The sequence below is a fragment of the Pseudomonas sp. SWRI179 genome (assembly GCF_014268705.1).
Classification (GTDB): domain Bacteria; phylum Pseudomonadota; class Gammaproteobacteria; order Pseudomonadales; family Pseudomonadaceae; genus Aquipseudomonas; species Aquipseudomonas zanjanensis.
This window is the reverse complement of the sequence record NZ_JABWRA010000025.1, coordinates 31,011-53,467: the sequence shown is the minus strand read 5'-3', so window position 1 is coordinate 53,467 and position 22,457 is coordinate 31,011. Positions and strand designations below refer to the sequence as shown.

Sequence of the window (22,457 nt, the reverse complement as noted above, 5' to 3'; positions counted from 1 at the left end):
GATCAAGCGCCAGAAATGGCATCAATCAGCATGACGTCACCCACAAGGACACCGGCGCAATGGAAGGCATCAAATTGCTTGAACACACACTCCACAGCCACCCTGTCCACCTGAGCGACTTGCATGTCTGACGCGCTCTGGGCCGCCCGCCTGGGCGATGCACTCAACCATACCTCGATGATGGCCGACATCCTCGGCGGCGTCCTGGAAGTGGCGGCGAACATCGCGATCACCGCCCTGGCGACCGCCGCCGTGGTCGCGGCCACGGGCATCACCGTGGTCACCGGCGGCCTGGGCTGCTTCGTCCTGGGCCTGGTGGTGGGCACCATTGTCGGCCTGGCCATGAGCAAGACCGGGGCCGACAAAGGCCTGAGCAATATATGCGAGGGCATCGGCAACGCCCTCTTTCCGCCCACGGTGCAGGCCAACATCCTCACCGGCTCCAAAGATACCTTTACCAACAACATCCCCTCGGCCCGCGCCGCCGGCGCTGTTGTGTCCCACGTCGCGCCGGCCGGCACCGAACTGGACATGCCCGAGCCGGAAGAAGAAGCCGAAGCCAGTTACCTGGACATGGCCGGGGAATTCTTTTCGCAGATGTGGCGCCCCACCGTCGCCTCGCCGGCCCCCGGTACGGAGACCCGGCCAGAAGACCTGGTGATCTGCACCAAGCACCCACCGATGCCACCGCAGTTCATGGCCGAAGGCTCGGAAAAGGTCACCATCAACGGCCAGCCCGCCGTGCGCAGTGGCGACCGCAGCACCTGCGATGCGACGGTGGTGTCGGCCGGGCTGATCTCGCCCAACGTGACCATCGGCGGCGGTTCGGTGGTGGTGCGCGAGATTCGCAGCGGCAAGACCCCGGGCGTCGGCCTGGCAGTCACGGCGTTGCTGATGCTCAAGGGCGGCAAGGGCAAGTTCTTCAGCAAGCTGCCGTGCATGCTGGTGGGCGGCGCGGTGTCCATGGCCGCCAGCAGCGCGGCGAACGCAGCGGCCAATGCGGCCATGGGTTCATCGAACCCGGTGCATGCCGCCACCGGGGCCAAAGTGCTGGGCGGCGACGAGGAGCTGGATTTCGTCTTGCCCGGCATCCTGCCCATCGACTGGCAACGCGTGTACAACAGCCGCGATGAACGCCGGGATACCTTGTTCGGCGCCGGCTGGAGCGTGGCCTACGAAGTCCAAGTCGAGATCCTGCCCCACCCCGACGGCGGCGAAACCCTGGTCTACACCGACGAACAAGGCCGGCCCATCGACATGGGCTCCATTCCCTTGGGCGGCGCGGTGTTCAGCGCCGGCGAAGGCCTGGCCGTGCGCCGCCATGTGGATGGGCCATTGCTGATCGAAAGCGAAGACGGCCTGTACCGTCTGTTCGAACCTTCGCCCGCCAACCCTTCGCACCTGCGCCTGAGCCAACTGGGTGACCGCAACGACAACCGCATCCACCTCGACTACGACGAGGCCGGACGCCTGGTGCGGCTGCGCGACACCTTCGACCTGGTGCAAGTCGAGCTGATTCGCGAAGGCGAACGCGTCACCCACATCGAGCGCCTCTACCCCGACCAATCCCGCGAAGTGCTGGTCAGCTACGCCTACGACGCGGCGAACACCCTCGCCGAAGTGCGCGATGCCACCGGCCAGGTCCAACGGCGCTTCCGCTACGACGCCGGGCAACGGATGGTCGAGCACCAGTTGCCCACCGGCCTGCACTGCTTCTACGAATGGGCCCTGATCGACGACCAGGAATGGCGGGTGGTCCGGCACTGGACCGACGAAGGCGACGCCTACCAGTTCGACTATGACCTTGCCGCCGGCATCACCCGCATCAGCGACAGCCTGCAACGGGTCAGCATCCGGCAGTGGAACAGCCAGCATCAGATCACCCGGTTCAGCGACAACCTAGGCCAGACGTGGTTGTTCGAGTGGAACGATGAGCGCCAGATGCTCAGTGCGACCGATCCGCAGGGCGGCGAGTATCAATTCAACTACGACGACGCCGGCAACCTGATCAGCGAAACCGACCCGTTGGGCTGCAGCGAATCCACCCTCTGGCTCGAACATTGGGCCCTGCCGCTGGCGGACACCAACGCCGCCGGCCACAGCTGGAAATACCGCTACGATCAGCGCGGCAACTGCACAGCGGAAACCGACCCGCTGGGCCACATCACCCGCTACCGCTACGACGCCCACGGCCAGGTCGTGGAAATCATCGACGCCACCGGCAAAAGCAAAAAGCTGCGCTGGAACCCGTTCGGCCAACTAGTGGAACACGTTGATTGCTCGGGTTATCCGACGCGCTTCAGTTATGACCAGCGGGGTTATTTACAGGTCATTACCGATCCGCTTGGCGAACGGATAACTTTCACCTACGACACCATGGGCAGAATGCTCAGCCGCCAGTTGCCCGATGGTCGCATCGAGCATTTTCAGCGCAATCTCTGCGGGCAACTGACGGCGCATACCAATCCGTCTGGCCATACCACCCATTATCAGTACAGCCCTCGCGGCCGAATTCACCAGCGAACGGATGCCCACGGTCGCAACGTGCAGTTCAGCTATGACCACTACGCACGACTGCAAGCGCTGACCAACGAGAACGGCGAGCGTTATCGGTTTGCCTGGGATGCCAACGATCGTCTGGTCGAGCAGACGGATCTTGATGGGAGCGCCCATCGTTATGACTACGATGTACTCAACGGCATTACCCGCGTCACCTCGCTGCCTGCGCAATATGGTGACGGGCTCGGTGTCGTCCCGCAAACACCGCAAGAACCCATTATTCATTGTCTGGAGCGTGACGCCGTGGGGCGTCTGGTTGCCAAGATTACAGAGGATGGCCGCACCGAATACACCTACGATCCGCTGGACCGACTCATCGCAATTACGTTCAGGGATACCCAGGGCCGCGAACAGAAGCTGGCTTACCTCTATGACGCCGTGGGCCAGCCACTCGAGGAGCAAAGCTCAGCCGGCAGCTTGAAACATCGCTACGACGAACTCGGCAATCTCATCCAGACCCAACTGGCCGATGGCCGCTGGATCAACCGCCTGTATTACGGCAGCGGCCACCTGCACCAGATCAACCTCGACGGCCAGGTCGTCTGCGACTTCGAGCGTGATCGGTTGCATCGTGAGGTCCTTCGCACCCAGGGTCAGATCAATACCAGGACTGAATATGATCGTGGAGGGCGCTTGCGTTCACGCGTTCGACGTCCAAACAGCCAGCCACGGTCATTGCCTGGAACGGGGCAAACACATTTCGAATTCGACCCTGGCGACAACCTGATAAGCCGCCTCGAACAAAAAAACGGTGCTACGTCTCGACAACTGTTTCACTACGACGCCACCGATCGAATCATCGCCAGCCAAAACATCGCTCAAGGGCAGCATGAAGCTTTTGCCTATGATGCGGCAGCCAACCTGTTGGACGGCCCGCAACCCAGTGCCGGCCTGGTTGTGCATAACAAATTACTGACCTACCAAGACAAACGTTATCGGTATGACGGCTTCGGTCGGCTGATCGAAAAACGTAGCGCCAGTCGAGGGATCCAACGATTCAAGTACGACGCTGAAAGCAGAGTGATCGAAGTACGCAACCAGCACGCCGCCCGCGAAACCATCGTCACGATGAGTTATGACCCGTTAGGTCGTCGCATTGAAAAAACCGAGCGAGACAGCCATGGCTATCCATTAGGCACCACTCGCTTTGTCTGGGACGGTTTGCAACTGATTCAGGAGCACCGTAATAGCCAGACCAGCCTGTACCTCTACGAAGATGAAAGCTATGAGCCGCTGGCACGCGTTGATGGCATAGGGGCCCTGCAAAAGGTCAGGTACTACCACAACGACCCCAACGGGTTGCCGCAAGAATTGACCGAACAGGACGGGCGCCGCGTCTGGCAAGCCAGCTATTACGTTTGGGGTAATACCGCCGAAGAAATTCGCGAGCCTTACTACATCGAAGAACAGAACCTGAGGTTCCAGGGACAATACCTGGACCGGGAAACCGGGTTGCACTACAACACCTTCAGATTTTACGACCCTGACATCGGTCGGTTTATTACGCCGGACCCCATAGGACTCGCTGGGGGCCTGAATCTCTATCAGTATGGCCCTAACCCAATGGGCTGGAGTGACGCATGGGGGCTGGCGGGCAGCCCGACCACAGCGACCCACATCACCTACTTGGGCGTCGATAAGGCGACGGGGAAACCCTATGTAGGCTATGCCAGCATGCAAGGTAAGCAGGTAGGTTCAGACGTGCTGAACTATCGCTATGGATCAAATTTTGATCGCTTTGGGGGCCAGGCACCTCAAGTCCTACATACCGCCTACGGACAGGACGGCAAGGACACTACCCGAGGACTCGAACAACGCGTTTATGAAGGCCTGGGTGGAAAAGACGGCACCGCCAACGCACAGAATCCAGTCGGCAAAGGCAATGCCCGAAGGGACAAATACCTGGCGGCGGCGGATAAACATTTGTCCAAGACGCCGGCAGGCAAGGCGCTGGATAAACGTATCAAAGCGGCAAATAAAGCCAAAGCCAAAGCCGCCGCCAAAGGGGCCAGCAAAGGTCGAGGAGCACGGGCAGGCCGGTGCTCGTGAGCATCATCAATATATTCGGAATGGAGTGAACCCATGGCCAAGCGCATCACCTTGAAGGAAGGCGATCTAGTCAGCCTCAAACTGCGAGACGATTTATACACCTTGGGTCAAATGACCAAGCATTCAGTCATGCGTTTTTACGACGTGAAAAGCGAGGACGGCACCTGGCCCGACCTCGTACTGGATAACAGCATGATTTTATTCAGCGGCTTCGTAGGAAAAGTGGTTACCCAACGGCTGGCGGTGGAAAAACTAACCTGCACAACCTCCTTGACCCTGTCAGACCATGAACGTTATTGGCTCAGGCCACACGTCAACTTTGAAGGTGGTTTCCCGTTTCGTGGCGCCGACCTGATCGATATCGGCACAGATTGCGCTGCCGATTACAGCTTGGTGCCCGCACTGAAAGAAGATCTGAAACTTTCGAAAAACCGCGACGTCATTGAGAAATACGAGCTCACCAATATGTGGGGAGATGAAGACTTGAGCGACAGGTTGTGCCGCTATTTCGATACTGGCGTTAACCGCGACGATCTGAAGTTCGAAGTCTTCCCAGGGCTTTGGACGGACCGTGAGAGCCTAAGGCCGTTAACCCGCCGCTTACCTGTGCCGCTTAGATAGACCGGCGGCGTGAGCGTCAAAATCATGATCTTAAAAGAAATTTACCTATACCCCGACCTGGGCGAATTCAGCGACGACATTATTCATCCGTTTCGCGACCAAAGCCGATCGATCTGCAATTTTCTTGAGCGCCACCTGAGTGCAGAGAAATTCGAAACGCCCAACTTCAAGAAAATCTGCTTTGTCGGCACCCGCCAAACCGTCAACGAGCCCTATGTAAACTCCAGCGGCGCGCTCATCGTCAATGTCAGCCTGGATACCGAACAGTATAAAAAATGCACATCGGTCAACGAGCTCAATGAGTTCTTTATACAACGGTTGCTGGAAGGCCTGGAAACATGCCGCCCGCACATAGCCTTGCCGCTTGATCTGCTGAAAAACGCAATGGATGAGTTCCGCCGCAACCACTATAAAAACGAGTGGACCTTCAAGCAGAAAAAAATAAAAGGGTCGGACTATGTCTGCGCCCTGGAGTGCCAGTTAACCATCGACTGCTTCCTCATGAACCTCAAGGTCTTGAGGAAAGACACACCGGTACTCGACAAAGAAATCCTGCGAACCGCGCCCGACGAAATAGCGTTCGGTCCGTACCTCAAAGACCTGAAGGAGGAAGGCGGCAGAATAAAAGTCATCGACAAGTCGGGCGTGGCCTTCTACACCACAACGGTGTCTAGCCTGGACAAGCTTTGACAGCCATCCAAGGAGCGACGTGCCGTTGGCCGACGAGCGCTGCAGCGCATCGATCACGGCCCCCATTACAAACGGGTGAAATGCCGATGCGCGAACGCCACAGGATTTGATCCGAAACGCAAATCCCGTGGCGAGGGAGCTTGCTCCCGCTGGGTGGCGTAGCCGCCCCAAAACAGGCCGGCGCATTCCTACAGACACACCGCATCAGCCGGTTTACGACGGCTGCGCCGCCGAGCGGGAGCAAGCTCCCTCGCCACGGGGACCGAGTGTCTTTTAAGACCTGGTGCGTACCGTGCTGCCGCCTTCGCGAGCAAGCTCGCACACAGGGAGAATGTCACCACCAGGACGACACTCCACCCAAGGCATCACGCAATCGAGCCGAACTAATACGACGCTGCCCTGGATCAAACGCCAACGCCATTCGCAGCGCCGGCCAGCAATGCCTGGGCAGGTTGCGCGGTGCCTTGAGTGAACGATCCAGCCGGGCATCGCGAGCCTGAGTGGCGGGTAAGCGCCGGAACGGGTGTTTACCGCTCGCCAGTTCATACAGCACGCAAGCCACACCATAGACATCGGCACTCGCCGACAGGGGCGCACCTTCAAGCAGTTCAGGCGCCGCGTAACCAGGGGTCCAGGCGTTGAGGCGTTCACGGTTCAGGTTCGGCAGGTGCTGCGAAGGCCCTTCCTCGGCCAGGCCCAAGCCGAAATCGAACAGGCGCAGGCCTTCTTCGCTCAACAGGATGTTGCTGGGCTTCATATCGCCGTGCAGTACGCCACGTCCATGGGCATACGCCAGGGCATCGAGCAGCGGCACGGCGATCGCCTTCAGTTCGGGCCAAGGCAGCCCCAGGGGGCGTTCGCACAGCAATTGGTCCAGGGTCAGCCCGCGCATCAACTCCATGGTGATGAAAGCCCGCCGTTGGGCGGCATCCACTTCGAAGGTGTAGGGACGCAAGATATTCGGGTGGTGCAATCGCCGCATCAGGGCGAACTCGCTGTAGAGCAGCGCACTCGCATCGGCTGATTCGTCGAATGCTCCACTGAGCATTTTCAACGCAAGGTACGGATCGGGGTCGGCATATTGTTCATGCAATAAATCCCGCGCGCGGTAAACAACACCCATGCCGCCCGCCCCCAGCAAGCGTTCGAGGCGATAGCGTCCCGCGAGTAGGTCCGACGCTTCGCTGAGGCAACGCTGACCTGATGCCACAGCGGACACCGGGTTGGCAAAGGCGAAATACGTAGGATGGCCACCCTCTTCATTCACGCTCGGATCACTACGGCGGTCAGGTTATCCCGCGCCGGGCCACGCAAGACGACATCGAAAAGCTGCTCCAGGACCTTACATGGCGAAGTCAGGCTCAAGGCGTTGCCAAGGGCCAGTGCGCCAAAGCCCTGATACAGACCGTCGCTGCACAGCAGGAACGTATCGCCCGGGTGAACATCCAGTTCCAACACCTCCAACTTCAGTTCTGGCGCGGCGCCCACTGCGCGGGTCAACGCTTTGGCCGCAGGGTGAGCACCGGCCTCATCGCGGCTGATGTGTTGCGTGTCCATCAGTTGCTGTTGCAATGAGTGATCCTTGGTCAATTGGTACAACCGTCGGCCGCGCCACAGGTAACAACGGCTATCGCCCGCCCAAATGCACACGCCGCGGTTCCCTTGCAGCAGCAGCACCACCACCGTGCTGCCAGTAATGCCGGGATGATGGTCGGTGACGGTAAGCTCCTGGCTCAGCCGCCGATTGGTCCAGCGCAGGCATTGACGCACCGCTTTGGAACGTTGATCCAAGTCCCGACAGACTGGCAGTTCCGTCAGGTTGGCCACGATCAACTGGCTGGCGATGTCACCGCCCGAATGGCCACCCATGCCGTCAGCGACAGCCCACATTCCCCCCTGTGGGCAGTCGAGAAAGGCATCCTCATTACGTGCCCGGGTCTTGCCGGGATGTGTACGCGCGGCGCTGCGCCAGAGGGCTGATTCCTGCATCAAAGCTGCGCCGGCAGACGGAATGTGCGCAGCACGCTCATGTCGAAAGGGTTCGGTGTGCGCTGGCTCGTCAGCAAATAATTGGCACGCAGGCCACCCAAGTCCGCCTTCAACACGCGTACATCGCGCCCGGTCAGGTATTCGCTCTGCATCAGGTCGAACAAACGAAACAGCGACCACGGCCCGGTGTTTTTCTCTATGCCGATGCCGCGTCCGACCATTTTGTCCAACACCAAGGCTGTTCGACCATCCTGCGCGTCACTTGGCCAGGTAAACGCCATCGGCAGGATCGGACCGTGGCGGTATTCAAGCGTCTGGTCGCCAAAGCGGAATTCAGCACGGCTCACCGCTGGATCCAACGTGTACGGTTCAAGCTTGAACTGCACTCGCGGTTCGTTCGGGTTGTCGGCGAAAAAGCTCCGGCGGATAGTCTGCGCGGTCGCTATCTGATCCAGGTAGAGCCGGGACATCGGCAAGCTCTGGCCGTCGATGCTGCGCAGGCGATAGTTTCCTTCGGGGCCGCTGATGAAGGGCTGCATGTAGTGGTTGAAGAATCGATCGACGATGCCCTGGTCCTTGAAGAATGCCCGGAAGTCGTTGAGCGCAACGTCGCTGGCACTGTGAGCACTGAACGGGTACCGCTTGTTGATCGCCTTGCCATAAAAGCTGTACAACTCGCTCTGATACCGCTGGTTCAAGTAACGATAAGCGTCGTTGAGCACCAAACGCCAACTGTCCTCGGCCAGTACGTTAAACCACCCGTTGACCGGTCGCGGCAGGCGAGCAGAGGCACTGCGCAGGTTGCTCAACCCATCGCGCTGGCCACCCATGCGGTGCCTGGCCAGTTCGAACGCGGCTTGTTCCGGCGCACTGGCCCGGGCCAGGTTCGCCAATTGCAATTGCACCTCATCGAGGGCACGCAAGGCCTGGACCAGATCAGCCGTGGGCCCACCCGCCTCATCCAACAGGCGATGCAGCGGTTCGAAACGCCGTCGCAAGGATTTTTGCGCAATGTCCGGCAGATGTTCGGTCAGGGATGCAGCGGCTTTCCCCGCCACGGCGGCAAGTTTCTTATCGGCTGCTCCTTGCTTCCCCGCCGCTGGCGACAGGTCGTCGAATGCCTCGGCAACCGTCTGGAAGCGGGTGTTTTCGCGCACCTGTACCAGCAGCCGCAGAATCGGCGAATGAGCCGAGGTCAGGCCCGCAAGTTGCTCGGCGCCCTCGCCCGCATTGCTGATGGTCTGGAGCGCGACTCGGCCGACCGCTTCGCTCCAGTGGTCGGCATAGTCACGGAAATACAGCTGCTCCAGCTCGACCATCAGGCGCCGCATGTCCATAGCACTAAGACTCTCACTCTCTCCCAGCACCCAGTTGTCCCGCAGCAGTTCGGTGACGAGGGTCGCACCTCGAACCGAAAAGTAGCGTTCATAACCTTGTCGGGTATAGATACCGGGAATCTCACGGTCAGTGCCGACCAGCAGCGCCCCTTGTGACCCCAGGTGTGGGTTGAGTCGATATGGCGGCAGATGACTGGCCTGTTCATGCAGCATCCTGTACACGACGGCAGCCAAGGACTCACGGCGAAGGGCCTCCCGGGCCTGGGTCACCAGTGGCTCGTTGAGCACCTGAATGAAGGGCAGCTCCAACAGGCGCGCAAAGTGAGCATTCAAACGCTCTTGCAGCGCCGTGTTGCCGGGGTAACGAAGCGATCCGTCTTTGGCCACCCGATCCTTGAGCCAGGCGACATCGCGACGCTCCTTCAAGCCCAGCATCAAGTACGCGCGCAGGCTATCGAGCAGTTGCCCGCGATCATCCCGGTTTTTGCGGACATGTTCCTCCAGCTTCCTCGCGATCTTTGGCAATAGTTGCGCCTGCAATTCGCGCTCGTATGCGTCGGTCACCGCAGCCTTGGTCGCTTCACCCTGATACAGGCCGACACGCTCATGCAACGGCACCGCATTGTAGGGTGGGAAAACCCGAGTGGCCTCGAAGCGGATATCCAATGATTCGAGCGTCGCGGTCCAATCATCGGTGCTCGCTGGGGTCGATTGTTGCCGATCCCAGCGCTGCGCCAGCGTACGCAAGCTGTCCAAGCGCTCGTGATTGGTTGAAAAACCGCTCGCCCACAACAGCCCGCACAGGCCAACGACCGTCAGCGCCCCCAGGTACAACGCCCGCTGCCCCCAATGGATACGACGGCGTTCACGCTGAACGAGGTCGCTCAGATCGGCTTCCGGAAAAATCACCCGACTGAGCAGGTGATGAATGAATCGCGAGCGCCGGCCAGTAAGGCTGGCACCCACGCCCGCGTTGCCAGGTTCGGAGGTCAGGGCCGCCGAGCGGTCCGGCGACGATGCGCAGGTCAGATAGAAACCACGCAGCGTCCCGACATTGCCGCTGAATGCCTGTTCGGCCAGCAGGCTCAGGCTGGTGCCGAGTTGTCCAAGTTGGTGGGGGAAATCAAGCATGCGGCTACGGCGCAACGTATCGCGCTCCTGATGCATGCGCATGATCATTTGGCTGTTGAGCCGATGCAGCAGTGCCTCGAACTCAGCACGTAACACGGTGATGTCACTGCCGTGCGCGTCCCGGCTGAAACTCGCGCCCAGTACCTGGTCGTTTTCCTCGCGAGTCAGTGAATCAAAGAACTCGTTAAAACCGGGCACGCTGTCCGCTTTGCTCAGGATCAGGTAAATCGGGACATCGATGCGCAGTCGCCGTTGCAGTTCCTGTAGGCGACCACGAACCTGGCGGGCCAGTGTAGTGACTTCATCCTCGCTGCCCAGCAACAGGACCTCGGACGGCACGGTCACCAGCACACCGCCCAACGGGCGACTGCGGCGACGCTTGCGCAACAGTTCGAGCAATACAGTCCAGCCGCTGCCGTCGAGCTCGCTGTCCGGCTGGGTCAGGTAGCGTCCGGCGGTATCGACCAGCACGGCGGGCTCGGCAAAATACCAATCGCAATGCCGAGTACCGGATCCGTTGTTGACGGCGCTTCGCGTTAGCCTATCGAACGAAAAATCCAGACCCGAGCACTCCAGCAGATGGGTTTTACCGCTGCCAGGCGGGCCTATCAGCAGATACCAGGGCAGATCGCCGTGGCCGGAATAAAGGTTCGAGGACCTTAACGTGGTTAAGGCCTGCTTGAAGCGCGAGCGCACTTCGCGCCGCTCATCATCAATCCTGGCCTGATGCAGGGTTCGAGCCTGATCGGGGGCGTTTTGTTGGGAATTCGCGCTTGAACCGGCTCGCCCGTTGACGAAAACCATGCCAAGGCCCCAGCCCAGCGCAAGCACGCTAACCGTCAGCAGTCGCGCCGTCGGGCTCGCCCAGAACTTGTAATCATTGACGGCCAGAAGTGGCCCGGCGAACCACACCAACAGCGCGACACTAAGCACCAGCAGCAGCGTCCAAACCCAGGTCTGGCGCACCCAGGCACTGATTTTTCTGAAAAGCGATTTCATGACACGTCCCTGTTTACGGCAGCGGCTGAGCGACGACCGGTTCTGACAGTTGATAAGGTTGCAATACGCTTTTGCGTTGCTCGTCCAATACCCAGGCGAAACTCGCGTACATCACCCCCAGGCAGGCCAGCGTGAAAGCCGCGACCATCCAAGTCGGGACAATGCGCATCGGACGGCGCCGCGCGCCGCCGAAGCCCTCCCAGTGAGGTGACAGTTCACGTGGGGTGTCGCCGCGGGTCTGGCGAATCAACCGATACAGGGCGTCACGCAGGCTTTCGAGTTCGAGCATCCCGCGGGTCTGAATCCGGTATTTGCCTTCGAAGCCCAGGGATAGGCACAAGTACAACAACTCCAGCATGGGCAAGTGCTTGAGGGGGTTCTTCGATAAGCGCTCAAGCAATTGAAAGACTTTCTCGCCACCAAAGGTTTCGTTGTGGAAGGTGCTGAGCAAACTTATCTGTGACCAACCGCCCCCGTGGCCCCACGGCGTGGTGACAATCGCCTCATCAATCGCGGTGCACAACACGTAACGCGCGGCGATCAACTGACTGCTTTCAACACCGCCCTGCAAGGCACAGGCTTCGAACTGTTCCAGGCTCCGCTTCAGTTCCCCTTTAAGGGCGTGCAGGTCCTCGCGTTCGCGACCGTGCTTGAGCTGAACCATGTGCGACAGCAATCCGGACGCCGCCGCGACCAGCGGATTGAGGCTGACCGTGAACGTCTGGGGCTGCGGCAGGTGCGCGGCGTAGATCATTCGCTCTTGCAACTGTTCGAAACGCGGCGGCGGGGCTGCGTCAGTCAAAGGCACTGAAGCAGGGCGTTGTCCATGTTGGTCGAGCAGGACCGTTGTTTCATCCTGAAGATGTTCCTTATCCATTTGGTTCAGTTCCTGATGGCCCAAAAATTCAATTCAAGCTCGGCGAAATCACCGCTGACATGGAAGGCAAAACCTGCGGAGCGCTTCAGTTGCGCCAGGTCTTCGGCGTTGGGTTCGAGAATGAAATAGGTTTTGTTGGCATGGAACGCGATCTGCCGCGGGGCCACGGGCAAAGGCCTGATCTTGATGCCGGGCAGATGCAGGTTGACCAATTGGCGGATGTGCTCCACCGAACCGACCTTGAGGTGCGCCGGCAATCGATGGCGCAACTCTTCGCTGTCACAGTGGGCACTTGCCGCCAGCACGAATGAAGCGGTGTCCAGCAGCGACAGGTCCTGCAGCGGCGAGACGATGATTCCGTATTGGCGCGGCTGCAGCGGCAGTTCAATAGCGTGTTGCTCAAGCACCATCGACAAGACCTGGCGAATCGCTTGCATCAGGCTTCGAAAACATGCGCCTTGGTCGCTGTGCTGGTAGCGGTTGCTAAGCGTTGGACGCTTGCTGTCACTGGAGAACGTTGCCAAGTCACCCAGCAGGGCCAGTAGCGTTCTGTACAGCGTTTCGGGGTGCACCTGCTCCAGATCCAGGTCATGACGCAGCAACAGTTCATTGCGGTTGATCAGTTGCAACATCATGAAATCGCCGACTTGCGCACCACCGGCCTTGCCATTGGAGCGGATCCGCTCAGCCAGGGTGTCGCCTCGATGGGCAAGCATGCCGATGATTTCCTTGAGACACGACAGCAAGTAGTGGGAAGCGCGAGCCTGGATGAAGGTCGGTACAAAGTTCGGATCGAGCCTGATCACCCCATCGGCCGTGGTATCGAGCACTTCACAGAGCTTGAGCTTCACGAACGCATGATCACTCTGCTGCTCGCCCAACAGCAGGCGCAAGTCCGGACGACCGCAACTGATTTGGCTCCCTCCGGCCTCTCCGGCATTGGAGTCGCTCACCTGCGCGTCGTAGACGGTGTAGCGTGCCAACACGTCAGACTGCTCTGGACGACGGGACTCGATGTGATTGCCGGTCACCAATGGCAGCGCAAGGTAAATCGGGGTATTGCGGGTATTGGACGGCACTTCCAAGGCCAGCGGCTCGGCGTTGCCACCCAGTTCGAACAGGCTGCCATCCGGCAGGACCCCGCTGGCCTGGCTGACCACCAGCTGCCCCATGTTGAGGAATTGCAGATCGATCTCAAGCGCCAGGAAGCCCCAGGCGTAGCTGGCCAGCAACCGGGTGCGAACCTTCAATTGGTGGTCGAAGTAGCGATCGTTGTGTTGCAAATGTTGGGGGCGCAACAGCATGCCTTCCTGCCAGATGACCTTGTCGTGATTCATCGGCCAGCCACCTTGGCCAGTCGCTCAAGCGTGTTGGCGATTCCCTCCTGGTCGAGGGTCAAGCTTGCTTCGGTCAACTGCGCCGCAGCTACTGGCAGCGTATAGCGCCAACGGGCGTGTGGCAGGTCACGGTACGCCGCGAGCAGGCCGACGTAACGGCCATCCCCGGTGATACCGAGCCTGAGCTCGACGGTTTCGCCCGGACGTAGCTCCAACTCCTCGCTGGCAACCAGATCAGGGGCCAATGTTTCCCTCGGACGCTCATAAAGGCTGAAGAAATCGGCATTTTCAAAAGCCACCGGATGCTTGAGTTCGAACAACCGCACCACCACCGGCGAAGGCCGGCCATTGAGATCAGGGTTGAGTCGGTCATTGGCCGTCAGGGTGAGGCTGAGCTTGGTCATCGTCGAAAAGGGCGACAGCGTGGTGCAACCGGCCAGCAGCAGAGTCGTGGCGAGCGCAATCAAAATCTTGGGTAGGTGCATCGTGCAGTGCAGCATGGACATCATCCGTGGTGGTCGATTTGCAGGCTGGCAATCAAGCGAACCTGTTCTTCATAGGTCTGGGCCAGGCGCAGTTCGCTTTTCAGCCCCGAGTGAATACGCAGGCTCTGTTGCAAACTCTGAATGCTTTGCTTGAGCAGCAGCGCGGCGTTGATCGCCAGGGCTTCGCGGGCCTTGCCGTCCAGGCTTTCGAGATCCATGCCCAAGGCCGTACCGAAGCGCTGCCAAAAGCCGTCGTGGGGGTGGCCAATAGTTTCGGTGGGCGGGATGGGGGCAGGCCCTGGTTCGACTGGCGCTCCAACCAGCTCCGGCAAGAGCAGGCTTTCCATGTCGATACGCGCATAATCCGGCCGTCCAAGGGCGTCCGGCGGGACGGTCGCAGGATTTATCAGCTCATCGATGTCCAGCAAGGCCCGGTCCTGCTGATCCAACGCCTTCAGCGGATCGAGCTCCAGAAAGGCGTCATCGGGAATGAGACTGTCGATCGGCCTCGGGCGGCTCGCTTCGGCAGGCTTGTCCGCCGGCCCGGAGACCAGCCGTGCGAGGATCTCGAAATCGCCCATGATGTAGGCATTCCCATCCAGTATGGGTACCGGCTCGCCCCTGGGCAGGCGCACGCCGCTTTCGCGATGGGTCGTACCATTACCACTGGTGTCGGTCAGGAAAAACGCGCCGTCACGAAAGCTGACCTGCGCGTGACGCTTGGACAACAGGCGCTCGCGGTCAGGAATGAGCCAGTGGCAGCCCTCGCCCCGCCCGATCACGCCGCCGGTCGGCCCGAAGGTCTTCCGGCACAGCCGTGACGGGACGAACTGGCTGGCGTTGAGCATTTCAAAAACAAGTTCCATCTATCAAAAGCTCCTTGGCATCACTTGCCGCGATTGACCGCCTGCGGATCACCCAGAGGGCGATAACCACTGTCGTTGAATTTGTAATTGGCGTTACAACCGCCCAGGGCCAATGACACGAGAATCGCCGACAGGACGGCTCGCCAGGGAAAGACAGGCATCAAGAAGTCTCCAGAATGAAAGGATCGGGCTGGAACGGTTACCCATAGCGCGAAAGAAGGGTCAATCATTGAAATCACCGCGCTGGACGTTCAGACGCGCGAGGCGATAGATCAAGGTGCGCAGCGGCAGGCCGAGCTCGCGGGCGGCGCGGGTCTTGTTGCCCGAGTTCTCGCGCAAGCAATCGATCAGCAAACCACGTTCGATCTGTTCCATCCGCTCACGCAGGTTGATGCGGCCGCGCTCGGAAGGGGTCTCGATGTGCAATGCAAAGTGCTCGATGAGCAGTTCGTCGCCCTCGCACAGGAGCACAGCCCTTTCCACGACGCTCTTGAGTTCCCGGACGTTCCCCGGGAAGCCGTAGGCCGACAGGTGATCGAGCGCCGCGTCTGACCAACACACCGGATCACGCTGCAGCAGCGTGCAAGCCTTGTCGGCAAAATGCCGCGCCAGTTCGATGATGTCACCGTCGCGATGACGCAACGCCGGTAGCTGGATCGGAAACTGTGCGAGACGGTAATACAGGTCTTCGCGGAACTTGCCCTCTTCCATCAATCGCTTAAGGTCGCGATGAGTCGCGGCAACAATGCGTACGTCGACGTGATGGGTGTCGTTGGACCCCAAAGGACGAATTTCGCCCTCCTGCAACACTCGCAGTAACTTGGCTTGCAGGGACAACGGCATATCGCCAATTTCGTCCAGCAACAGCGTGCCGCCGTTGGCCACGTCGAACAGCCCGGCACGGTCTCGATCGGCACCGGTGAACGCCCCTCTGCGATAGCCGAAAAGCTCACTCTCCAGCAAATTCTCGGGGACCGCCGCACAGTTCTGCACGATAAATGCCTTGGATCGACGCGGGCCGTGGTTATGGAGGGCCCGGGCCACCACCTCCTTGCCGGTACCGGTTTCGCCCCGCAGCAAGACGGTATAGGGGCTGTGCAGTACCTTACTGATCAGTGAGCAGGTCTTGCGCATGGCCACGCTCCTGCCGATCAGGCCGTAGCTGATGCCGCTCGGCAGGCTTGAGGTAACAGGCGTCTCGGCCGGACGGTGCAGACGCTGCAGCAGATGCATCTGGCCAAGGGCGAAGGCCCCGAGATGCCCCAGGGACTCAGCGACGCCATGCAAGTCGAGATGCTGAGCACTGGCACACAACAACAAGCCACCGACGCTACCCTGCGGGTCGACCAGGGGAACACAAAGCAGTGACTGCCAAGGTGTGGCCCGGGCTGGCAGAAAGCGGGTTTCGTGAACGCTGTCGCTCAACGACCCGAGGTACACCACACGGTTCTGGCCCAGGGAGAATTGCAGCAATTGTTCAGCCTGGTAATCGGAAGGCAGGCTTTGCGGGTCACGAAAATGCAACTGGCCTTCCAGGCATTCGGTGTTCATTTTCAGGCGTGTGCCGGTGGTGTCGAGCAGGTATAACTGCACCAGCTCACAACCGCTGAGCCGAGACACACCCTGGATGAAATTCCCCACCAACGCCTCACCTTCCGTCAAAAGCGAGAGGTTGGAGAACTGCGCCAAGAGCGCTTCGGCATAGTCCAGTGGCTGCGAGAGTTTCTTGAACAGAGCGCCCATTTCAGGAGAACTCGCACGCGACACTGGCTTCACCCTTGAGCACCGCGCGTACATGCCGTAGCGGTTCGCCGCCGGCCATGGCCGCGAGCAAGCGGTCGGCAACCAGCGGCATCAGGTGCTGGTCGAGCAATTGACCAATCAGCCGCGCTCCACGGTCATTGCGACTGCAGCGCTCGACCAGGTGGCTCACGAGGTGCTCGCAATAACTGAAGCCCAACTGACGTCGACGCAATCGCTGGCCCAGGCGGTCGAGTTTGATTTCCACCAGTTCACGCAGCACAGGCCCGCTGACCGGGTAATACGGCACCACGCGCATGCGGGCCAGCAACGCTGGCTTGAAATGGTTGCTGAGGATCGGGCGAATGGACTCCTCAAGGCGCTCGGCACTTGGTCGTGCGCCGTTTTCGCACAGCTCGTCGATACACTCACTGCCCAGGTTCGATGTCATCAGAATCAGGGTGTTGCGAAAATCGATCTCCCGCCCTTCCCCATCATTGGCCAGGCCTTTGTCGAAGATCTGGTAGAACAGGTTCAACACATCCGGGTCGGCTTTTTCGACTTCGTCGAGCAGCACCACGCTATAGGGTTTTTGCCGCACAGCTTCGGTGAGCATGCCGCCTTCGCCAAAACCGACGTAGCCCGGCGGCGCTCCGATCAGTCGGGAAACGGTATGTTTCTCCTGGAACTCGGTCATGTTGATCGTTGTGAGGAAACGCTCACCGCCATAGAGCAGGTCGGCCAAGGCATGTGCTGTTTCAGTCTTGCCGACGCCACTTGGGCCCACCAACAAAAATACGCCTACCGGGGCGTCGGGTTCGTTCAAGCCTGCGGCGGCGGCGCGCATCGCGCGATCAAGCGCCTGTACGGCCGGTTCCTGGCCACGAATACGAGCACGCAGGTCTGTGGCGAAACTGGCCACCTTCAGATTGTGCTCGCGCGCCAGTTGCGCCAGCGGTACACCGGTCCAGGCATGGATCACTTCGGCGACCAGTCGTGGGCAAACTTCAAAGCTGACCAGGCGCTCCTGGGTTTGTGCGGCCACCAGCGAGTCGTGTGTTTCATGCACGGCCGCTTCCAGCGCCTCGATACCGTGGGCTTGATCCACCGCGCTTTCCCGTGCCCTGGCCAATTGCTGACGTAGCGACAGCAAACGTTCCGCGAGGATACGTTGCTCGGTCCATTGGAATTCCAGCGTGTGACTCTCGTCCTCGATGGCTGCCAGACGTACCTCCAGCGCCTCCAGAGCCTGAAGATCAACCGGCAGGCCAGCCTCTGCGTCGCGACGCAGCGCCTGGCGTTGGCGCGCGCCTTCGGCCAACTCGCCACGTAGTCGCTCCAGGCTTTGTGGGGCCGCGGCCAAGCTGATCCGCACGCGAGCGCAGGCGGTGTCGAGCACATCCACGGCCTTGTCCGGCAACTGACGACCGGCCAGGTAGCGGGCCGACAATTGCGCTGCCGTGACCACCGCGTCATCGCGCAGGTAGACGCCATGACTGTTTTCGTAGACCCGGGCCAGGCCACGCAGGATGGTCACTGCCTCGCTGACGGTCGGCTCGTGCAATTGCACCGCTTGGAAACGACGGGCCAGGGCCGGGTCTTTTTCAAAGTATTTTTTATACTCGGCCCAGGTGGTCGCCGCGATGGTACGCAGCTCGCCCCGGGCCAAGGCAGGCTTGAGCAGGTTGGCCGCATCGGTGCCCCCGGCGTGGTTACCCGCGCCGATCAAGGTATGGGCTTCGTCGATGAACAGGATGATGGGTTTTGGCGAAGCCTTGACCTCATCGATCACCCCCTTGAGACGACGCTCGAATTCTCCCTTGATGCTGGCGCCAGCCTGCAGCAGCCCCATATCCAGTGAAAGCAATTCAACGCCTTGAAGCACCGACGGAACCTCCCCGGCGGCGATGCGCAACGCCAGCCCTTCGACGATGGCGGTCTTACCCACCCCTGCTTCACCGACGACGATTGGATTGTTTTTGCGGCGACGAACGAGGATATCGATCATCTGCCTGATTTCGCTGTCGCGACAGAGTACCGGGTCGAGTTGGCCTTCACGGGCCTGTCGGGTCAGGTCATGGGTAAAGCGCGACAGCAGGGAGCCGTGCGTCGTGGTGGGCTGGCCGGCAACCGGTTGAGCCTGTTGCGACAAGGCGAACCCTTTCAGGCGATCAACGTTCAACCGGTTAAGCAGCGCCAAATAGGCACTCCCGGCGTAGCGAAGCGGGTTGCGCAGCAACGCCAGGAGCAACGCTGCTTGTCCGACGTCGCTGCGGCCGAGTTCGAGATTGGCCACCAGCAGCGCATCCTGCAACCACTGCACCAGTTCCGGAGCGAATACCGGGTTGCGCGAAGCGCTGTGCCCTATCCGCGGTTGCAGGGCCGCGCTCAACTCGCCTGCACTGACCTGGGCGTCCTGCAAGGCGCGCGCGAGCAGACCCTGGGGACGCTCCAGCAGACTCAGCATCAAGTCTTCCACCAGGACCTTGTCCGCGGCACGGGCCACGCAATGCTCGGCCGAACGCTCCAGGTCACGCCTGGTTTCAGCGTCCAATGCCTGGATCAGTTGCTGAAGGTCTACATTGATCATGTCATCCATTCCTAATGAATTTTACTGCCAAGGGTCACCACGCCATCAGCGCGCTCATGCCCCAGCCAACTGGTCCATCCCAGGCGGCAAGTGTTCTGTTCACCGATACACAGCTCACGAATTGCCTGCTGGCGCAGGACCAGGCGAATGTCATATTCGAGGGGATCACGCAGGGTGAATTGCACCAGCGAACACAGCGGCTGGTAACCGTTTCCAATGGGCAGGAATTCGTGGAAGCGCTGCCAGTCCAGCTCGCTGATATGGATCCGAAACTTGCCGCTGCGGTCGCGCACTCGCTCGCCGAACACCAGGTCCTGACCGAGCAGGCTGTTGGCGCTCCCCAGGCGATTAAGCTGTTCGTCAAGGATGTCCACATGCCGCTCGACGCACTGTTCGAGGTTCAGTTCGGCGTGCTTGAAGTAATAACGCAGTACGGCCTCGATCAGCGCCGCTGAATGGGCACGCAGGCTCAGCAAGCCCAGGTACGGCAGCAGACGTTTCCAGTTCAGTTGGCTGGCCTTGCGAATCTCTTCGCCCCCTAAACCGATCAGTGCGTACAACTGTTCGGAAAACGGATCTCGGGCGCCGCTCTGAAAACTTGCGCAGTAACGATACTTGCGCCAGATCGGCAGCATCAGCCGTTGGAGACGATGGTGAAAGACGTCCAGAAAGTCGCGTGTTGGATTGCCGTTTTCCTCTCCTACTGCCTGCTCACCGTAGAACGCCGGCAACGGCGAACCCGCACCCACCAAGCTGATCAGGTTCAAGCGCAGACGCGCCCGCACCTGGCCGTGCTCTTCAAAAAACTCCACACGATCAATGTCGCTGGACGGGAATCCCAGGCTTGGGTTGGCCTGAAACTCCAATCGGTCATACAGCGCTTCATCGTCCAAACCAGGATGAGCCTCGCGCAGCCGATCAATGACCAGCAACACGGCCTGGAATAACGAGTACTCGCGTATCCCTTGCGTCAGCACGTTTATAGAAGCGGCTGTTGGCCCATGCGGGGTGTCCATTGGTACACCTCTCCTTGTGTGCTGTTCACCCGCAACTCGTGGTACGAATTGAGGCTGGCATACAACGCGAAAAACTCGTTGAGGACCGAAGCGAAGACGAACAGGTCGCCCTCGCCGATGTAACCCAGCGGGTCGATGGTCAGTTCAGTGCGCAGGCCGCGCACTGGCAAGCCCCGGTGCAAGCGGTCGACAGCCTGGTGCCGGATTGACTTGAGTCCATTGAGCAAACGCTTGCTGACTTTCTCTGCCTGTTCGTCGTGGTAACGCGGAAAATCGTAGGTTTCGAGAATCACCTTGAGCGCATTGACGTCGGCCAGGGACAGATAGTTGAGTGACATATTGCTGATCAACTTCCAGAGGAAGTCGCGGTTGAGTGGCGGCGCGAAACTTGGCGTGACCGGACCGATGTTGCGGAAACTCAGCCCCTCGGGGCTTTTTTCGCTGGGTTGATCGATGTCCCCGGGCTTGAGCTGGCGCGGCAGGTTCCGGTTGGTGCACATCAATTCGATCGACAGGGTTTCATGAGGGTGAGCGTGCCGGACACCAAAGCCCAGGCAGGTGTCCAGACCGTCGTGCATCAAGGAAGACCGCTGGCGAACGCTGTAATAGGGGCGGCTGTGGGGCACATCGAAGCTTGAATCGTGCTCGAAGGATTCGAACGGCACATAGGCCTGATAACCCAGGCCTCCGGGACTCCAGCCAGTGACGCTTTCGACCGAAAACACACCGCAGTGCTCCTGGTCGTACTCAGCCGGCAACAGCAGGTACTCATCTTGTTTGCTGTCCAGGCGGATCGGGTGGGCGTCATGCTTGAACAGATTGACGATCGGCGTGCAGTACAGCTTTATGTTATCCAGCGTCGGGCGCATTCGCTGGATACCACTTTTGCCAATATCGAAGCGCAGCTCCAGGCCTCGCATCTGCTCGATGTTGCCATGCGGCAAGGTGTTGATCACGTCCAGGCCATTGATGTCGACGAACAGGAACTTGTCCTGGAAAGCGAAATATTCTTGCAGGTAGCGATAGCCACGAAAGGTATTCAGCGGGTACGGGACCAGCGCTTCCTCCTCGGCAAACCCGACCGGCTGTACACGGTCAGCGGGGAGCCTGAACGTCGTCGGGCTGCCATCTGCCGTCCGTAGGGCCGCGCCGGTGCCGTCCAACGGGATCAGCTCGATACCTTCAAGATTACGCAGCAGGCTTAGATAAAGCATCTGGCTGATGTAGCGTTCGCCAGTCAAATGCAGGCGTAAGCGGCTCAGTTGTAGCTCGCCTAAATGACCGTCGCAACGCATCTGAAGATGCAAGCTCAACAGCGACCCCTCCCCTTTTACCGAATAACTCAGCTGGGTCAGATCAAGCGCGAGGACGTCGGTGGGGTAACAGGTAAGGAAACGACAACTCACCTGCTGGACCGGCTTGCTTTCGACCGGCGTATCGCGCTCGACCCGAAACGCGGGCCCAGATCGCTGCAGCGGATCGAACTGCAAAATGCCGAAGGCCGGCAATGGCCGCATGTAGTTCGGCCACAACAGTTGCATCAGCGAATGACTCAGCTCCGGCAACTGGTCGTCTAGCTTCTGGCGCAGCCGTCCGGTCAGGAATGCAAACCCCTCCAGTAGCCGCTCTACATCCGGGTCCCGTCCGGCCTGCCCGAGAAAGGGCGCCAATGCCGGGTTGCGCTCGGCGAAACATCGACCCAACTGGCGGAGCGCCGTCAGTTCGCTCTGGTAGTAATGATTGAACGACATCAGTGGCTATCCTTGTCTGACCTTGACCTGACCGCTGCCGTCCAGGCGCGCGGAAAAGCTGACCTGTCGCCTGACCCCGTCCACATCCAGTAACGCGTCGATGCGCAAGGACAGGCGAAGTTGATCGGCGTTGCTCGGCATTAAAACGACACAGACATCGCGCAAACGTGGTTCGTAGGCCTTGATGAAGGTCTCGATTGCCCTGCGGGCTTGGCTCCCCACGTCGTGCAGGCTAAAGCGCATGTCATTGAGGTCCGGCAGTCCATAATCCGCGAGTGTCTGCACGCTACCTGCCCGCGTACTGAGCATCTTGGCCAGATGCGCAGCAACGGATGTGACAACGCAAACCTCGCGGCTCAAACCCCTGCGCTTTTCAGAATCATCAGCCAGTCGTTCGAAAAGACTGCCGTAAGTCATGGG

Annotated in this window: 15 protein-coding genes and 1 pseudogene; 3 read left to right on the top strand and 13 right to left on the bottom strand. The window is 60.0% G+C overall.

Features of this window, described 5'->3' with window-relative positions; all coding sequences use genetic code 11:
• Positions 1-123 precede the first annotated feature (123 nt).
• The 3 genes from HU767_RS15880 to HU767_RS15870 are packed head-to-tail and all read left to right on the top strand — an operon-like array spanning position 124 to position 5,919.
• On the top strand, positions 124-4,608 hold the full coding sequence (locus HU767_RS15880; RefSeq protein WP_186729955.1) for an RHS repeat-associated core domain-containing protein: 4,485 nt from the start codon (positions 124-126) through the stop codon (positions 4,606-4,608).
• Between the two features lie 33 nt (positions 4,609-4,641).
• Positions 4,642-5,229 (top strand): hypothetical protein, encoded by a 588-nt coding sequence (locus HU767_RS15875; protein WP_186729954.1) that lies wholly within the window; start codon positions 4,642-4,644, stop codon positions 5,227-5,229.
• A gap of 9 nt (positions 5,230-5,238) precedes the next feature.
• Entirely contained in the window at positions 5,239-5,919 is a 681-nt protein-coding gene (locus HU767_RS15870) for a hypothetical protein (RefSeq protein WP_346343471.1), read from the top strand.
• A 334-nt stretch (positions 5,920-6,253) separates the two neighbouring features.
• On the opposite strand, the gene HU767_RS15865 is transcribed toward HU767_RS15870, so the two are convergent.
• The 13 genes and pseudogenes from HU767_RS15865 to tssE all read right to left on the bottom strand — a co-directional run bounded on the left by HU767_RS15865 (position 6,254) and on the right by tssE (position 22,454).
• Complete coding sequence (locus tag HU767_RS15865; RefSeq protein ID WP_346343472.1) at positions 6,254-7,138, bottom strand: serine/threonine-protein kinase; 885 nt, start codon at positions 7,136-7,138, stop codon at positions 6,254-6,256.
• A 44-nt stretch (positions 7,139-7,182) separates the two neighbouring features.
• Positions 7,183-7,908: a PP2C family serine/threonine-protein phosphatase gene (locus HU767_RS15860; protein WP_186709524.1), complete on the bottom strand. Its 726-nt coding sequence runs from the start codon at positions 7,906-7,908 to the stop codon at positions 7,183-7,185.
• The gene (gene tssM / locus HU767_RS15855; RefSeq protein WP_186729952.1) at positions 7,908-11,375 is read right to left on the bottom strand and encodes a type VI secretion system membrane subunit TssM; all 3,468 of its coding nucleotides are present in this window, start codon (positions 11,373-11,375) and stop codon (positions 7,908-7,910) included. The genes HU767_RS15860 and tssM overlap by 1 nt, the downstream gene beginning before the upstream one ends.
• Positions 11,376-11,388: 13 nt before the next feature.
• A complete protein-coding gene (icmH, locus tag HU767_RS15850) occupies positions 11,389-12,252 on the bottom strand; it encodes a type IVB secretion system protein IcmH/DotU (protein ID WP_186729951.1) in 864 nt (287 codons plus the stop codon).
• A 5-nt stretch (positions 12,253-12,257) separates the two neighbouring features.
• On the bottom strand, positions 12,258-13,589 hold the full coding sequence (gene tssK, locus HU767_RS15845; RefSeq protein ID WP_186729950.1) for a type VI secretion system baseplate subunit TssK: 1,332 nt from the start codon (positions 13,587-13,589) through the stop codon (positions 12,258-12,260).
• Complete coding sequence (tssJ, locus tag HU767_RS15840) at positions 13,586-14,089, bottom strand: type VI secretion system lipoprotein TssJ (RefSeq protein WP_186729949.1); 504 nt, start codon at positions 14,087-14,089, stop codon at positions 13,586-13,588. Before tssJ ends, tssK begins: the two co-directional genes overlap by 4 nt.
• Before the next feature lie 59 nt (positions 14,090-14,148).
• Positions 14,149-14,940 (bottom strand): annotated as a pseudogene (gene tagH, locus HU767_RS15835) (type VI secretion system-associated FHA domain protein TagH); the annotation flags it as partial.
• 20 nt (positions 14,941-14,960) lie between these two features.
• Entirely contained in the window at positions 14,961-15,101 is a 141-nt protein-coding gene (locus HU767_RS15830) for a type VI secretion protein (protein ID WP_186709547.1), read from the bottom strand.
• 61 nt (positions 15,102-15,162) lie between these two features.
• A complete protein-coding gene (locus HU767_RS15825) occupies positions 15,163-16,674 on the bottom strand; it encodes a sigma 54-interacting transcriptional regulator (RefSeq protein ID WP_186729969.1) in 1,512 nt (503 codons plus the stop codon).
• Between the two features lie 10 nt (positions 16,675-16,684).
• On the bottom strand, positions 16,685-19,270 hold the full coding sequence (gene tssH / locus HU767_RS15820; RefSeq protein ID WP_186729947.1) for a type VI secretion system ATPase TssH: 2,586 nt from the start codon (positions 19,268-19,270) through the stop codon (positions 16,685-16,687).
• An 11-nt stretch (positions 19,271-19,281) separates the two neighbouring features.
• A complete protein-coding gene (gene tssG, locus HU767_RS15815; protein ID WP_186709555.1) occupies positions 19,282-20,286 on the bottom strand; it encodes a type VI secretion system baseplate subunit TssG in 1,005 nt (334 codons plus the stop codon).
• Positions 20,250-22,037 carry a type VI secretion system baseplate subunit TssF gene (tssF, locus tag HU767_RS15810; RefSeq protein ID WP_186729946.1) on the bottom strand — a complete coding sequence of 596 codons (1,788 nt, stop codon included), beginning with the start codon at positions 22,035-22,037 and terminating at the stop codon, positions 20,250-20,252. Before tssF ends, tssG begins: the two co-directional genes overlap by 37 nt.
• Positions 22,038-22,043: 6 nt before the next feature.
• Positions 22,044-22,454, bottom strand: coding sequence for a type VI secretion system baseplate subunit TssE (gene tssE, locus HU767_RS15805; RefSeq protein ID WP_186709569.1), 411 nt, complete (start codon positions 22,452-22,454; stop codon positions 22,044-22,046).
• Positions 22,455-22,457 lie beyond the last annotated feature (3 nt).